This window comes from Zavarzinia sp. (assembly GCF_049306435.1).
GTDB lineage: Bacteria > Pseudomonadota > Alphaproteobacteria > Zavarziniales > Zavarziniaceae > Zavarzinia.
This window is the reverse complement of record NZ_JBAQRT010000292.1, coordinates 1-14,559: the sequence shown is the minus strand read 5'-3', so window position 1 is coordinate 14,559 and position 14,559 is coordinate 1. Positions and strand designations below refer to the sequence as shown.

Sequence of the window (14,559 nt, the reverse complement as noted above, 5' to 3'; positions counted from 1 at the left end):
CCGCCGAGCAGCACGCCGGCCTGGGGCGTCGCCCACAGGATGCGGCCCTGACGATCGGCGCCGAGGAGATAGCGGCCGGTGGCGTCGAGCGCGGCCCGCGCGCTCTGGGTCAGGCGGGCATTGGCGAGATGGACGCGGATGCGGGCGACCAACTCGTCGGGCGCGATCGGCTTCGTCACGTAATCGACCCCGCCGGCGGCGAAGCCGTTCACGATATGCTCGGTCTCGGAAAGGCCGGTCATGAAGATGACCGGGACATGGGCCATGGCCGGCAGCTGCTTCAGGCGGCGGCAGGTCTCGAACCCGTCCATGCCCGGCATGATCGCGTCGAGCAGGATGACGTCGGGCGTGATCTTGCCGACGAGGGAGAGGGCGGCGCTGCCGGCGACGGCGACGAGCACGGTCAGGCCCGCCTCCTCGATCGCGTCGGTCAACAGGCCGAGGGTGCCGGGCGAATCGTCGACGACGAGGACGATGTCACGGGCGGTCATGGGGTCCACCGGTCGAAAGGCGGCGCAGGATGTCCATGTATTCATCGAGGGCAAATCCTCTCACCATCGACCGCAGGGCGGTCGTGAAAGCCTGGGATTCCGGGTATTGCTGGTCGATCTCGTCGAGCTTGGCCTGGATGCCGCGCACGTAACCGATCTCGCCCAGTTTCAGCAATTCCTGGATATGGCGGGCCGAGGGCAGGCCGGCCCGATCGAAGGCGAGGCCCGCGGGCTGGACCTCCGGCACCTCATGGGTCCAGGTCAGGTCCAGCACGCGGCCGATGGCGTCGAACAGACGGCGCAGATGGACGGGCTTCACCAGGAAATCGTCATGCACGTCGCCCTCGCCGCCGCCCGGCCGATATTCATTGGCATTGGCGGAAACGATGATGACCTTGGGCGGCACTCCCGGCTCCTCCCGCAGGCGGCGGGCGACTTCCCAGCCGCTCATGTCCGGCATGGAGAGATCGAGGAGCACGAGGTCCGGCTTCGCCGCTTTCGCCAGCTCAAGGCAGGTCGCGCCATCGGGCGCGCCGAACACGGTAAAGCCGATGGGCGAGAGCGAATCCTGGATGAGATCGCGGTGGTCCAGCTCGTCATCGGCGATCAGCACGGTTTTCGGCGGGCCGAGATAGCCATGCACCGCGGGCTCGCTGTCCCGGCTCTCGACCTGGCGGCCGGAAGCGGAGAGCAGCAGGCGGACCTTGAAGGTGCTGCCCTTGCCGAAGACCGAAGTGACGGAGATTTCCCCGCCCATGATCTCGGTCAGCAGCTTGGTGATGGTGAGGCCAAGGCCGGTGCCCAGCGCCGCGAAGACATTGGGCTGCCGGCCGCGCTCGAAGGGATCGAAGATGCGGCCGATATCGTCGGCATGGATGCCGATGCCCGTATCCTCCACCTCGAATTCGGCGACCGGGTTGCGGTAACGGATGCGCAGGGAGACATGGCCCTGGCGCGTGAACTTGATCGCGTTGGACAGGAGATTGATCAGGATCTGGCGCAGGCGCTTCTCGTCGGTGAAGACGACCTGGGGCAGGCTCGGGCTCTTCTCGAAGACGAAATCGATGCCCTTGCCCTGCGCCTGCAGCCGGAACATGCCGACGATCTGTTCGAGAAAATCCTCCAGCTGGACCTCGTCGCGGTGCAGGTGCAGGCGCCCGGCCTCGATCTTGGAGATATCGAGCAGGCCCTCGATCAGGCCGGTCAGATGTTCGGCGCTGCGCCGGATCACCTTCACCGCGTCCTGGCGATGGGCGGGCATGGAGGGATCGCGGTCGAGCAACTGGGCATAGCCGAAGATGGCGTTCAGCGGCGTGCGCAACTCGTGGCTGATGCCGACGACATAGCGCGTCTTGGCCAGATTGGCGGATTCGGCCGCTTCCTTCGCCTTCTGCAGCTTGGCGTCGGTGATCTTGTGGGCCTCGATTTCCTGCATGAGAAGGGTGGTCTGGCGCGCCGATTCCTCCTGCGCGACATGGCGGCTTTCCTGGGCGAGGACGAAGAGCCAGGCGGCGACCCCGGTGATGATGAACAGGATGAAGAAGATCGACCACATCATCCCGGCGAGGGCGGGATCATGGCCGCCGACATCGAGCGTGCTCTGGTAATAGACCAGCCACAGGGTCAGGCCGATCACGGCGGCGGCGATCGACTGGATGCCGAGATAATGGCCGAAGCGGGAATTCAGCCGCTCCACCACGCGGGCGGGCAGGATCTTGCCCAGGAGATGCAGGGCCTGGTCGGGAATGCGCGCCTTGCTCTTGCAGCTGTCGTGGCAGCGGGCGTCGAGCGAACAGCACAGGGAACAGATCGGCCCCTCGTAGGCCGGGCAGAAGGCCATGTCCTCGGGCTCGAAACTGTGTTCGCAGATACAGCAGGCGATGATGGTGCGCTTGCGCCAGTTCCGCCGGGGCGTCCGCGCGATGTAATAGCGGCCCTTGGTGGCGATGGCGATCAGCGGCGCCGTGGTGAAGGCGACGATGAGGGCGAGGAACGGGGCGAGGGATTGCAACTCGGCCCCGAAGGCGCCGAACAGGGCGATCGAGGCGATCGCCGTCGCGAACAGCATGGAGCCGACGCCGACCGGGTTGATGTCGTAGAGATGGGCGCGCTTGAATTCGATATGCTTCGGGCTCAGGCCCAGCGGCTTGTTGACGACGAGATCCGAGACGATGGCGCCGACCCAGGCGATGGCGATCACGGAATAGAGCCCGAGGATCTGTTCGAGCGCCTCATAGACGCCGAGTTCCATCAGCATCAGGGCGATGATGACGTTGAACACCAGCCAGACCACGCGGCCGGGATGGCTGTGGGTCAGGCGCGAGAAGAAATTCGACCAGGCGATCGAGCCGGCATAGGCATTGGTCACATTGATCTTGAACTGCGACAAGACGACGAAGGCGCCGGCGAGGCCAAGGGCGACATGGGGATCGTCGAACATCGTGCCGAAGGCGACGAGATACATCTCGGTCGGCTCCGACGCCTTGTCGGCCGGAATGCCTTGCTGAAGGCAGAGCACGGCGAGCAGCGATCCCGCCAGCATCTTGAGGACGCCCAGCACGATCCAGCCCGGCCCCGCCGCCAGCAGCGCCGCCCACCAGCCGACGCGCCCGCGCCGCGTCGGCGGATCGGCCGGCAGGAAGCGCAGGAAGTCGACCTGTTCGCCGATCTGCGCGACGAGCGAGAAGACGACCGAGGCGGCGAGGCCGAAGGAAATGAGGTCGATGCCGCCATCGGCGGCGCCGTGGCGCCCGGTATGGGCCTGCCAGCTGCTGAAGGTATCGCCGCCGGAAAAGGCCAGGAAGGCGAAGGGCATCAGATGGAGCACGACCCAGAAGGGCTGCGTCCACATCTGGAACCGGCTGATCAGAGTAATACCATGGGTTACCACCGGAATGACGGCGAGGGCGCAGACGATATAGCCGATCGAGGGGGGAAGGCCGAACATCATCTCGAGGGCGTGGGCCATGATCGCCGCTTCGATCGCGAAGAAGATGAAGGTGAAGGACGCATAGATCAGCGAGGTGAGGGTGGAGCCGATATAGCCAAAGCCCGCGCCCCGGGTCAGCAGATCGATATCGACACCGTATTTCGCGGCATAATAAGTGATGGGAATCCCGGTCAGGCCAATGAGAATGCCGACGACGATAATCGCCGTGGTTGCATTGCTGAAACCATAAGATAGAGTGATGGCGCCGCCGATCGCTTCCAGCGCCAGGAATGAAATGGCGCCCAGGGCCGTGTTCGCGACGCGGAAGGAAGACCAGCGCCGGGCGCCCTTCGCGGTGAAGCGAAGCGCGTAATCCTCCAGCGTCTGGTTCGCCACCCACTGATTGTACTGGCGGCGCACCCTGACGATGCGCTGTCGTGCCGACATCCCCTGGCCCCTGATTTCCCGAACGCCTCACCTCGGCGAACAATACCTCCGCACCGCCTCTCGCGCAGCTTCCGTGGTGTGGTGCCCCTTGTCGCCCACCGATGCGTAGACAGTGGTGCGCAATTGCTGCGCTGCAAATACGCAGTTCTGCGTATGGCTGCACTGCACAAAATCGACCGACCATCGCTCCGCAGGGACGTTGTCCCGATCCGATCTTTCAGGGACCACCCGACAGGAGGGGCGCATGGCTAGCGACGATATCAACGAGAAGACGGGCCTGACTTCGCCGCTGCGGCGGCAGCTGCTGAAGGGCATGGCGGCGGTGCCGGCCATGGCGGCCTTCGGCGGTGCCGCCCGGTCCAGCTTCGCGGCCGACGGCGTGAACACAACGGGCCTTGCCGTCACCGACACGGAAGTGACCGTCGGCATCCTGCATTCGGTCACCGGCACCATGGCGATCTCGGAAACGGGTTCGGTGCAGGCCGAGAAACTGGCGATCGAGCAGATCAACGCCATGGGCGGCGTGCTCGGCCGCAAGATCAAATACATCCAGGAAGACGGCGCCTCCGACTGGCCGACCTTCGCCGAGAAGGCGAAGAAGCTGCTGGTCAACGACAAATGCGCTTCCGTGTTCGGCTGCTGGACCTCGGCCTCGCGGAAAGCCGTGCTGCCGGTGTTCGAGCAATACAACGGGATGCTCTACTACCCGACCTTCTATGAAGGCCTGGAGCAGTCCAAGAACGTCATCTACACCGGCCAGGAAGCGACCCAGCAGATCATCGCCGGCCTCGACTGGGTGGTGAAGGAGAAGGGCGCCAAGACCTTCTACCTGCTCGGCTCGGATTACATCTGGCCGCGCACCTCGAACAAGATCGCCCGCAAGCACATCGAGAATTTCCAGAAGCTCGAAGTCGTCGGCGAGGAATATTTCCCGCTGGGCCACACCCAGTTCAACTCGGTCATCAACAAGATCAAGCTGAAGAAGCCGGATGTGATCTATGCGATCATCGTCGGCGGCTCCAACGTCGCCTTCTACAAGCAGCTGAAGGCCGCGGGCTTCGATCTTGAGAACAAGCAGACCCTGCTGACGATCTCGGTCACCGAGGACGAGATTCTGGGCATCGGCGGCGAGAATATTGTCGGCGCCTATGCCTGCATGAAGTATTTCCAGTCGCTCGACAACGAGAACAACAAGAAGTTCGTCGAGGCCTTCAAGGCCATGTGGGGCAAGGATATCGTCATCGGCGACGTCACCCAGGCCGCCTATCTCGGCCCCTGGCTGTGGAAGGCGACGGTCGAAAAGGCCGGCAGCTTCGATATCGACAAGGTGGCGGCGGCCTCGCCGGGCATCGAGTTCACGGGCGCGCCCGAAGGTTACGTCCGCATCCACGAGAACCATCACCTGTGGTCGAAGACCCGCGTCGGCCGCGCCCGCAAGGATGGCCAGTATGACGTCGTCTACGAGACGGCGGACCTTGTGGAACCGAACCCCTTCCCCAAGGGCTACCAGTAAGTCGTCTCATCGTCGTCCCGGCGCAGGCCGGGACCTCGTGGGAATTGGCCCCGGTGCCCCTGCCCGACGAGACCCCGGCCTTCGCCGGGGTGACGCCGGGCAGGGGAGGCCGGGGAGGCATCAACCGTCGTGCGGGGTGACGCGGCCATGTTCGATTATTCATTCGCCGAGCTGAGCTCGATCCTGGTGATGCAGGGCTTCGCCGGGCTGATCCTGTTTTCGGTCTTCGTCCTGATGGCGCTCGGCCTTGCCATCATCTTCGGCCAGATGGGCGTCATCAACATGGCCCATGGCGAGTTCATGATCCTCGGCGCCTATGTGACCTATCTCACGTCACACCTGTTCACCGAGTTCCTGCCCTTCGCCTATCCCGCCTATTTCTTCTTCGCCATGGTCTTCGCCTTCATCGTCGCGGGGGCGCTCGGCCTCTTCGTCGAATGGATCATGATCCGGCATCTCTATGCCCGGCCGCTCGATACGCTGCTCGCCACCTGGGGCCTGTCGCTGATCCTGCAGCAGATCTTCCGGTCGACCTTCGGCGCGCGCGAGGTCGGCGTCGAGCTGCCCGACTGGATGATGGGCTCGCTGAACGTGACCGATACGATCGAGGTGCAGATCAACGGTCTCTTCGTCATGGGCCTCACCGTCGCCATCACCGTCGCCGTGCTCGTCCTTCTGTTCAAGTCGCGCTGGGGCCTGCAGGTCCGGGCCGTGACCACCAACCGCATCATGTCGGGCGCGGTCGGCATCGACACGCGAAAAGTCGACCGCATGACCTTCGGCCTTGGTTGCGGCGTCGCCGGTGTCGCCGGCGCGGCCTTCACCATGATCGGCTCGACCGGGCCGACCTCGGGTCAGCTCTATATCGTCGACACTTTCCTCGTCGTCGTCTTCGGCGGCGCGCAGAGCCTGCTCGGCACCGTCGCCTCCGCCTTCACGATCTCGCAAAGCCAGTCGGCGCTGGAATTCTTCATCTCCGGCTCCATGGCCAAGGTGATCACGCTTCTCATCGTCATCGGCCTCCTGATGCTGCGGCCCCAGGGCCTCTTCGTCCTCAAGGTGCGGAGGTAAGACCCATGAACATTCGCTCCCTCGCCGGTAACTGGCTCGGTTTCCTGCTGCTCACGGTCCTGCTGGTCGTCGTCTTCCCGGCGCTGCTCGACGATTTCCGCCTGAACCTCGTCGGCAAATATCTCTCCTTCGGCTTCGTCGCCCTCGGCCTCGTGCTGTGCTGGGGCTATACCGGCATCCTGTCGCTGGGGCAGGGCATCTTCTTCGGCCTTGGCGGCTATTGCATCGCCATGTTCCTGAAGCTCGAAGCCTCCACCCCGGAAGCGACCAAGATCCAGTCGACCCCGGGCATCCCCGACTTCATGGACTGGAACCAGCTGACCGAACTGCCCTTCTTCTGGCAGCCGTTCCATTCCTTCGGCTTCACCGTCTTCGCCATCATGGCGGTGCCGGCGGCGATCGCCTTCATCCTCGCCTATGCCATGTTCAAGCGACGGGTGGGCGGCGTCTATTTCGCCATCATCACCCAGGCGGTGACGGCGGTGCTCACCATCCTGATCATCGGCCAGCAGGGCTATACCGGCGGCATCAACGGCATCACCGACCTGCGCACCCTGCTCGGCTGGGACATCCGCACCGACGGCGCGCACAACATCCTCTACTTCATCTGCGTCGGCCTGCTGCTCCTCTGCATCCTGATCGGGCGCTTCATCCTCAAGTCCAAGCTCGGCCGCATCCTCGTCGCCATCCGCGACAAGGAGGAGCGGGTACGCTTCTCGGGTTACGACGTCGCCAACTTCAAGACCTTCGTCTTCTGCGCGGCGGCGGCGCTCGCCGGCATCGGCGGGGCGATGTTCACCCTGCAGGTCGGCTTCATGTCGCCCACCATCATCGGCATCGTGCCCTCGATCGAGATGGTGATCTTCTGCGCTCTGGGCGGCCGGCTGTCGCTGATCGGCGCCCTTCTCGGCGCGCTCATCGTCAACGCGGCGAAGACGACCTTCTCGGAAATGTTCCCCGAACTCTGGCTCTTCGCCATGGGCGGTCTCTTCATCGGCGTGACGCTGTTCTTCCCCAAGGGTCTCGCCGGCCTCGTCGAGGATTACGTCCGCCCCTGGCTGGTTCGGGTGCTGTTCGGCGGCGGCGCCAAGCCGACCGACCGGCCCGCCCCGACCCCGGCCGAGTGAGAGGAGACAAGCCCATGCCCGTCATCGGTCCCATCGTCGAAAGCGACATCCTCCTCGCCGTCGAAGGCGTCACCGTCTCCTTCGACGGTTTCAAGGCGGTCAACGATCTCTCGCTCTACATCCAGAAGGGCGAGCTGCGGGTGATCATCGGCCCCAATGGCGCCGGCAAGACTACCGTGCTCGACCTCATCTGTGGCCGCACCAAGGTCTCGGACGGCTCCATCAGGTTCAACGACACGGAAGTGACGAAACTGAAGGAACACGAGATCGTCCGCCTCGGCATCGGGCGGAAATTCCAGAACCCCTCGATCTACGAAGACCTGACCGTGCTCGAGAACCTCGAGATTTCCTATCCCAAGGGGCGGGGCGTCTTCGGCTCCCTCGCCTTCCGGCGGAGCAGCGATGTCATCGCCCGCATCGACGAGATCGCCGAGATGATCTTCCTGAAGGACCATCTGAACACCAGGGCGGAAATCCTCAGCCATGGCCAGAAGCAATGGCTGGAAATCGGCATGTTGCTGATCCAGGACCCGGAACTTCTGATGCTCGACGAGCCGGTCGCCGGCATGTCGGTCGCCGAGCGGGTGAAGACCGCCGAGCTGTTGAACCGGATCATCGAGGGCCGCGCCGTGATCGTGATCGAGCACGACATGAAATTCGTCGAATCCATCGCCCACAAGGTCACCGTGCTGCACCAGGGCAAGGTCCTCGCCGAAGGGCGGATGGATGTGATCCAGGAAGACCCGCGCGTGCGCGAAGTCTATCTCGGCCATTGAGACAGGAGTGATGACAATGCTCGACGTCCGCGATCTCAAGGTGGCCTATGGCCAGAGCGAGGTTCTCCACGGTCTCGATTTCAAGGTGGCGCCCGGCGAGATCGTCGCCGTGGTCGGTCGCAACGGCATGGGCAAGTCGACGCTGATGAAATCCCTCGTCGGCATATTGCCCACCGCCTCGGGCACCGTGACCCTCGGCGACATGGAGGTGCAGAAACTCGCCTCGCACCAGCGGGTGAAGCAGGGCATCGCCTATGTCCCGCAAGGGCGCCAGATCTTCGGCACCATGACGGTGAAGGAGAATATCGAGACCGGCCTCATCGTTTCGGGCCGCAAGCAGGTGCCGGAAGAGCTTTACGAGATCTTCCCGATCCTCAAGGAATTCGCGAAGCGCCGCGGCGGTAACCTCTCGGGTGGCCAGCAGCAGCAGCTCGCCATCGCCCGGGCCCTCGCCACCAACCCCAAGGTCCTCCTCCTCGACGAGCCGACCGAGGGCATCCAGCCCTCCATCATCAAGGACATGGCCAAGGTGCTGCGCCAGATCCGCGACATGACCAATCTCTGCATCGTCGTCTGCGAACAGGTGCTGTCCTTCGTGCTCGATGTCGCCGACCGCATTCTCGTGATCGAGAACGGCCGCATCGTCCACGAGAACATCCGCGCCGAAGTGGACGAGGAAACCATCAGCCGCTTCCTCGCGGTGTAATTCAACAGGTTCAATCAGAAGGGAGTCCCCAATGGCCAAGAAGCTGATCGAAGTGGATCTGTCGACCTCTCCTTACGAGAACGACATGGTGCACAACCGCTGGCACCCGGATATTCCGATCGTCGCCTGGGTGAAGCCCGGCGATGATTTCGTGATCGAGACCTACGACTGGACCGGCGGCTACATCAAGAACGACGACAGCGCGGCGGACGTTCGCGATGTCGACCTGACCACGGTGCATTTCCTCTCCGGCCCGATCGGTGTCGAAGGGGCGGAGCCGGGTGATCTCCTCGTCGTCGACTTCCTCGACATCGGCGCCAAGGAAGACAGTCTCTGGGGCTTCAACGGCTTCTTCTCCAAGAAGAACGGCGGCGGCTTCCTGACCGAACATTTTCCCAGCGCGCAGAAGTCGATCTGGGACTTCCACGGCATGTTCACCACCTCGCGCCATATCCCCAGCGTGAAATATGCCGGGCTGATCCATCCCGGGCTGATCGGTTGCCTGCCCGATCCGAAGCTGCTCGAGACCTGGAACAAGCGCGAGGTCGATTTCATCGCGACCAACCCGACCCGGGTGCCGCCGCTGGCCAATCCGCCCTTCGCCCCGACCGCCCACATGGGCCGCCTGAAGGGCGAGGCCAAGGCCGCCGCCGCCGCGACCGGCGCCCGCACCGTGCCCCCGCGCGAGCATGGCGGGAATTGCGACATCAAGGATCTCTCGCGCGGCTCCAAATGCTTCTTCCCGGTCTATGTCCCGGGCGGCGGCCTTTCGATGGGCGACCTGCACTTCTCCCAGGGCGACGGCGAGATCACCTTCTGCGGCGCCATCGAAATGGCCGGCTGGCTGCACATCAAAGTCGATGTGATCAAGGGCGGCATGGCCAAATACGGCATCAAGAATCCGATCTTCAAGCCGTCGCCGATCACGCCCAACTACAAGGACTATGTGATCTTCGAGGGTATCTCGGTCGACGAGGCCGGCGGCCAGCATTACCTCGACGTTCACGTCGCCTATCGCCAGGCCTGCCTCAACGCCATCGAATATCTGAAGAAATTCGGCTATTCCGGCGCCCAGGCCTATTCGATCCTCGGCACCGCGCCGGTGCAGGGCCATATCTCGGGCGTCGTCGATATTCCGAACGCCTGCGCCACCCTGTGGCTGCCGACGGAAATCTTCGATTTCGACATCAACCCCAATGCCGCCGGCCCGACCAAATTCATCACCGGCGATATCGACATGCCGATCGCCTACGACGAATAATGACGGAAGGTCCCGGCCGGTTCGCCGGCCGGGACATCTGGAGGACGCGATGCCGCTCTACGAATACGATTGCCTCGATTGCGGGCCCTTCACCGAAATGCGGCCCATGTCGGACTCCTCGCTGCCCTGCGCCTGCCCCGAATGCGGCGACCCGGCCCCGCGCGCCTATCTGACCCCGCCCATGATGGCCTGCGTCGGTACCGAAACCCGCTTCGCCATGGAAACCAACGAAAAGGCCCAGAACAAGCCGATGACGACCGGCGAATATGCCGCGAAACAGGCGGCGAAAAGCCATCGCTCCGGCTGCTCCTGCTGCACCACGACGAGAAAGAAGAAGAGCGCCACGGCCAAGACCCCGTCCGGCGCCAAGAGTTTCCCCTCGAAACGCCCCTGGATGATCAGCCACTGAGGGGGGCGTTTGTGGATAAGCGCTTATCATGTTATCCGTATATGAGTAGACCTCATTCCGGGAGACCATGATGGCCGGCACCGCCCGTTGGACCGTTTCCGTGTCCGAGGAAACCGATATCGCTGTGCGCAGTTTCATCGCGCAGCGCGGCGGCAAGAAAGGCGATCTCTCGAAATTCATCGAGGAAGCCGTGAAGTGGCGCGTGCTCGAACAGAGCATGAGCGAGGCGCGCGCCAAATTCGCCGATCTGCCTGACGACGAGATGCAGGCCCTGCTCGATGAAGCCGTGACGGCGACCCGCCTGCCGCGGGCGAAGTAAGGGTGCGGCTGGTCCTCGATACCAATGTCCTGATCAGTGCCTTGCTCGCGGGCGGCTCCCTTCCCGCCCATCTGATGGTGTTATGGCGGGAAGGCTGGTTCGATCTGCTGACCTCGGGCGAGCAGATCGACGAACTGATGCGGGTCACCCGTTACCCCAAGATCAGGGCGCGTCTCGCCCCGGCGCTGGCTGGGCGCCTCGTCAACGACTTGCGCGGGCTTGCCGTGGAACTGGTGGACCTGCCCAAGGTCACGGTCTGTGACGATCCTTACGATAATTATCTGCTGGCCATGGCCGCCGCCGGCGCGGCTGATTTTCCCGTCACCGGCGACAAGCGGGACATCCTGTGCCTGAAGCACTACGAAGGCACCCGCATCCTCTCGGTGCGAGAGTTCCTCGTCCTGCATCGACGGCTCCCTTGAGCGCGGGGTGTCCGCGCGTGCGGTGACAGCGGTCGCTCGTCGGGGCGGCAACGGCCCGAAGACGGTGATGTGAAACCGCCTGTCGTGGTGGGGGGCGATTCAATTAGCGTCTCAGGAATTCCGGACGCTGTTCCCCGTCGTCCCGGCAAGGGCCGTCAGGTCGACATTCCAGCGGACTCCCGCTAGGATCGACCCATATGATCGACCGGTTTGGTCTGGAGAGGCGCCTCCATGCGGGAAATTCAATCCTCCGAAGCCAAGACCCATCTGCCCCAGCTGCTCGATGCGGTGGAGCGGGGGGAGACCATCGTCATCACCCGCCATGGCCGTGCCATCGCCCGTCTCGTGCCGGAAGTCGAGGGCCGCGCGGCGGAAGTGCGCAAGGCGATGGAGCGCATCGAGGCGTTCCGTCAGACGATGCCGCGCCTCACCGTCGAGGACATCCTGTCGGCCCGGCATGAAGGGCACAAATACTGATGCCCTTCGTGATCGACGCCTCGATCGCGGCCTGCTGGCTGATGCCGGACGAAGGCCATACCCAGGCGACGGCCGCCTATAATCGTCTCGTCGACGACCACGCCCTCGTGCCCAGCCTGTGGTGGTTCGAGATGCGCAATCTGTTCATCGTCAACGAACGCCGCGGCCGCCTCGACAGCGACACCACGGCCCGCGCTCTGGCCCTGCTCGCGGACCTGCCGATCCAGCTCGATCGCACCCCCGATGGCGAGGCGCTGATGCAACTGGCACGACGTCACCGGCTGACAGTCTATGACGCCGCCTATCTTGAATTGGCCTTGCGCGAAGCCATCCCCCTGACGACCCTCGACGAAGCCCTGGCCCGCGCGGCCCGTGCCGAAGGCGTGATGATGGGGGCGTGAGGTCTCGCTTCCGGCGTGCGAATGTCGACATTCGTTGGCCGAACGAAGAGGTGCCGGTATTGATGGCTTATTAGACCGAATTTTGTATAGCGTCCCCGGAATTGCCCGGAATTGCCCGGAATTGCCCGGAATTGCCCGGAATTGTAGCGTCCCCGGAATTGATGCTATTCCCAGAAATTCTAAGATTCGCTATATTTGGTTTTTCTATTGGTCTATCGATAAATTTTCTGGCTGGAAGCATCGCCGTGATAATTCAACCATCATTGCTCAAGATTGCTGCGCAAAATATGTCTTCACGGGTATTTGTCTGTGGACCCGGTTATTCTTCTGACGGAATTGTGGTTAGAGATGTGGCAAGAAAAGAACTTGAGCGAATTCCGAATGTTAAAGCTATATATGGTGAAGAAATAGAAAGTTTGTTTAATTATAATAAAAGATCAACTGATTTGCAGACATTGGAAATTACTTTTGCACACGATGTTGATTTCACTTTATTGATACTTGATTCTCCTGGCTCTATAGCTGAGCTTGGGACATTTACACAAATTGATGGTATTCGGGAAAGATTGGTAGTGTTGATCTCGGGAAAATTCTACAGAGCTGAAAGCTATATATCGAGAGGACCGCTTAGTTTGCTTACAAAATTGAATCCAAATAGCGTAATTTATTTTGATGATAAAAATAAGAATGAGATGCTGGGCAAAATTAGGTATCCTTTGACGTTTTTCAAATACGCTCGATACTTAAATCGTCATGATTATCTCAGAAATACGATGATAAGATTTGGTGGTAACTTTGATGGTTATTCTAAATACATTAAGCCAATTCGTGAAAATTATCAGATGGCAGCGGCGCTCATTTCTATACTTGTGGGGGATCGGCCGAGCTATGCGGAATTACTTTTATCATCGGGTCTTCATCCTAATCAATTAAATCCCGCTTTGAGCGGTCTTTATAAGGCGGGAAGGATTGAAAAAATTGGATCGGGCCGGTATCGGTCGGTAAATGGCTTTAAAGACAGCTTGCTTGAGCCATTTAGTTCAACCGCGATCAGTAAGGCGCGTTCGAAGGCGCTCGCGGCAGCTTGACGCTGTTTGTCGTTGAGGTAGTATATGTGAGTTCCTAGCAATCCCCTGTTAGGGGGACGCAATGTCATCGTTGCGGGCACGCGAAGTACGCAGAAGCCTGCCACGCAATAAACCGAAAAGTGAATTTACACTTTACGCTTTATTGCCTGGCATCGAGAGAGAGAAGAAGTAGGAATGGTGGCTGCGGACGAGTGTAGGAATTTGGTTTCTATTGCCGAATTCTTGGGCTTTGCTCCGCAGCACATCTTTTATTTGGTTGAAAATCCAGAAAGATATTACACGTCAATACGGATTCCAAAGAATTCAGATCCGTCGAAATTCCGTGAGTTGAACATCCCTTTATCTGAGCTAAAGGGTGTTCAGAGGGCTATTAATAAAAAAATTCTATCACAATATTCCGCTGATGCGTGTGTACATTCTTATGTAGGGGCGCGGTCAATATTGACAGCTGCGAGAGAATTTTGTCCCGGAAAGGCGGTGTTGAAAATTGATATCAAGGATTTTTTTCCTGCAATAACCTTCAATCGTGTTTTAGGTTTATTTAAATTTATTGGATTTTCAGATGCATCTTCTTTCATTCTTGCTAGGTTAACAACTTTTGATAACCACTTGGCGCAGGGTGCGCCAACCAGTCCCTCAATTTCTAATTTTATTGCTTGGCGTATGGACAGCCGTTTGAAAAAATTGGCTGAGACATGGGAAATGCTATATCTTAGATATAGTGACGACATGTTTTTCTATAAAGAAAGAAATTTCAATCATCCGAAATTTTATAATTACGCTGCCAATATTATCGAGAGTAGTGGCTTTGTTGTAAATGGTGATAAGACAAGATTTTATCCAAAAGGATTGCCTCGTATAACTTTGGGGCTTTTGACTCATCTTGATTTTCCGAAAATACCGGGTACGCAACGTAGGATTTATAGATCATTGTTTTTTAAGGCATCGAGAAATATTCATTGGGCGCATCAAAACCAAGATCAATTGAGAGGGGTTTTAGAACCTGACTCAAAAGCCTACTATCGCGCGAGCCTTCTGATGGCGAGTTGGATCGAGGCGAGGGTGACGAAAGCGCGAAGGGTGTCGGCGAGGTTTTCCCAGTCCTTGGCGAGGCGTCGGTTG

Annotated in this window: 15 protein-coding genes; 13 read left to right on the top strand and 2 right to left on the bottom strand. The window is 60.5% G+C overall.

The window, feature by feature from the left end; all coding sequences use genetic code 11:
• Together WAZ62_RS16325 and WAZ62_RS16320 are read right to left on the bottom strand one after the other, a co-directional pair.
• The coding region (locus WAZ62_RS16325; protein WP_422644597.1) for a response regulator at nucleotides 1–491 on the bottom strand (491 nt) is incomplete at its 3' end.
• Entirely contained in the window at nucleotides 478–3,867 is a 3,390-nt protein-coding gene (locus WAZ62_RS16320; protein ID WP_422644596.1) for an ATP-binding protein, read from the bottom strand. The genes WAZ62_RS16320 and WAZ62_RS16325, both read right to left, overlap by 14 nt.
• 244 nt (nucleotides 3,868–4,111) lie before the next feature.
• Between WAZ62_RS16320 and urtA the strand changes: the two genes are divergently transcribed.
• The 13 genes from urtA to WAZ62_RS16255 form a co-directional block, all read left to right on the top strand.
• Complete coding sequence (urtA, locus tag WAZ62_RS16315; RefSeq protein ID WP_422644595.1) at nucleotides 4,112–5,380, top strand: urea ABC transporter substrate-binding protein; 1,269 nt, start codon at nucleotides 4,112–4,114, stop codon at nucleotides 5,378–5,380.
• 147 nt (nucleotides 5,381–5,527) lie between these two features.
• A complete protein-coding gene (urtB, locus tag WAZ62_RS16310; RefSeq protein ID WP_422644594.1) occupies nucleotides 5,528–6,451 on the top strand; it encodes an urea ABC transporter permease subunit UrtB in 924 nt (307 codons plus the stop codon).
• Between the two features lie 5 nt (nucleotides 6,452–6,456).
• Complete coding sequence (urtC, locus tag WAZ62_RS16305) at nucleotides 6,457–7,578, top strand: urea ABC transporter permease subunit UrtC (RefSeq protein ID WP_422644593.1); 1,122 nt, start codon at nucleotides 6,457–6,459, stop codon at nucleotides 7,576–7,578.
• A gap of 14 nt (nucleotides 7,579–7,592) precedes the next feature.
• Entirely contained in the window at nucleotides 7,593–8,354 is a 762-nt protein-coding gene (gene urtD / locus WAZ62_RS16300; RefSeq protein WP_422644592.1) for an urea ABC transporter ATP-binding protein UrtD, read from the top strand.
• 16 nt (nucleotides 8,355–8,370) lie between these two features.
• Nucleotides 8,371–9,060 (top strand): urea ABC transporter ATP-binding subunit UrtE, encoded by a 690-nt coding sequence (gene urtE / locus WAZ62_RS16295; RefSeq protein WP_422644591.1) that lies wholly within the window; start codon nucleotides 8,371–8,373, stop codon nucleotides 9,058–9,060.
• 31 nt (nucleotides 9,061–9,091) lie between these two features.
• Nucleotides 9,092–10,321 carry a formamidase gene (fmdA, locus tag WAZ62_RS16290; protein WP_422644590.1) on the top strand — a complete coding sequence of 410 codons (1,230 nt, stop codon included), beginning with the start codon at nucleotides 9,092–9,094 and terminating at the stop codon, nucleotides 10,319–10,321.
• Nucleotides 10,322–10,370: 49 nt separating this feature from the next.
• On the top strand, nucleotides 10,371–10,730 hold the full coding sequence (locus tag WAZ62_RS16285; protein ID WP_422644589.1) for an FmdB family zinc ribbon protein: 360 nt from the start codon (nucleotides 10,371–10,373) through the stop codon (nucleotides 10,728–10,730).
• Between the two features lie 67 nt (nucleotides 10,731–10,797).
• Complete coding sequence (locus WAZ62_RS16280) at nucleotides 10,798–11,049, top strand: ribbon-helix-helix domain-containing protein (protein WP_422644588.1); 252 nt, start codon at nucleotides 10,798–10,800, stop codon at nucleotides 11,047–11,049.
• A gap of 2 nt (nucleotides 11,050–11,051) precedes the next feature.
• Nucleotides 11,052–11,471, top strand: a complete 420-nt coding sequence (locus WAZ62_RS16275) for a putative toxin-antitoxin system toxin component, PIN family (RefSeq protein ID WP_422644587.1) — start codon at nucleotides 11,052–11,054, stop codon at nucleotides 11,469–11,471.
• A 231-nt stretch (nucleotides 11,472–11,702) separates the two neighbouring features.
• Nucleotides 11,703–11,948, top strand: coding sequence for a type II toxin-antitoxin system Phd/YefM family antitoxin (locus WAZ62_RS16270; RefSeq protein WP_422644586.1), 246 nt, complete (start codon nucleotides 11,703–11,705; stop codon nucleotides 11,946–11,948).
• Nucleotides 11,948–12,349, top strand: a complete 402-nt coding sequence (locus WAZ62_RS16265) for a type II toxin-antitoxin system VapC family toxin (protein WP_422644585.1) — start codon at nucleotides 11,948–11,950, stop codon at nucleotides 12,347–12,349. Before WAZ62_RS16270 ends, WAZ62_RS16265 begins: the two co-directional genes overlap by 1 nt.
• A 161-nt stretch (nucleotides 12,350–12,510) precedes the next feature.
• Nucleotides 12,511–13,437 (top strand): retron St85 family effector protein, encoded by a 927-nt coding sequence (locus WAZ62_RS16260; RefSeq protein WP_422644584.1) that lies wholly within the window; start codon nucleotides 12,511–12,513, stop codon nucleotides 13,435–13,437.
• Nucleotides 13,438–13,611: 174 nt separating this feature from the next.
• The coding region (locus WAZ62_RS16255) for a reverse transcriptase domain-containing protein (RefSeq protein WP_422644583.1) at nucleotides 13,612–14,559 on the top strand (948 nt) is incomplete at its 3' end.

What these genes read in the sequence shown, in the direction of transcription:
- WAZ62_RS16320 (WP_422644596.1), bottom strand. Translation starts at nt 3,867, where the DNA reads ATGTCGGCACGACAGCGCATCGTCAGGGTGCGCCGCCAGTACAATCAG.
- fmdA (WP_422644590.1), top strand. Translation starts at nt 9,092, where the DNA reads ATGGCCAAGAAGCTGATCGAAGTGGATCTGTCGACCTCTCCTTACGAG.
- urtE (WP_422644591.1), top strand. Translation starts at nt 8,371, where the DNA reads ATGCTCGACGTCCGCGATCTCAAGGTGGCCTATGGCCAGAGCGAGGTT.
- urtB (WP_422644594.1), top strand. Translation starts at nt 5,528, where the DNA reads ATGTTCGATTATTCATTCGCCGAGCTGAGCTCGATCCTGGTGATGCAG.
- WAZ62_RS16265 (WP_422644585.1), top strand. Translation starts at nt 11,948, where the DNA reads ATGCCCTTCGTGATCGACGCCTCGATCGCGGCCTGCTGGCTGATGCCG.
- WAZ62_RS16285 (WP_422644589.1), top strand. Translation starts at nt 10,371, where the DNA reads ATGCCGCTCTACGAATACGATTGCCTCGATTGCGGGCCCTTCACCGAA.
- urtD (WP_422644592.1), top strand. Translation starts at nt 7,593, where the DNA reads ATGCCCGTCATCGGTCCCATCGTCGAAAGCGACATCCTCCTCGCCGTC.
- urtC (WP_422644593.1), top strand. Translation starts at nt 6,457, where the DNA reads ATGAACATTCGCTCCCTCGCCGGTAACTGGCTCGGTTTCCTGCTGCTC.
- WAZ62_RS16280 (WP_422644588.1), top strand. Translation starts at nt 10,798, where the DNA reads ATGATGGCCGGCACCGCCCGTTGGACCGTTTCCGTGTCCGAGGAAACC.
- WAZ62_RS16260 (WP_422644584.1), top strand. Translation starts at nt 12,511, where the DNA reads ATGCTATTCCCAGAAATTCTAAGATTCGCTATATTTGGTTTTTCTATT.
- WAZ62_RS16270 (WP_422644586.1), top strand. Translation starts at nt 11,703, where the DNA reads ATGCGGGAAATTCAATCCTCCGAAGCCAAGACCCATCTGCCCCAGCTG.
- urtA (WP_422644595.1), top strand. Translation starts at nt 4,112, where the DNA reads ATGGCTAGCGACGATATCAACGAGAAGACGGGCCTGACTTCGCCGCTG.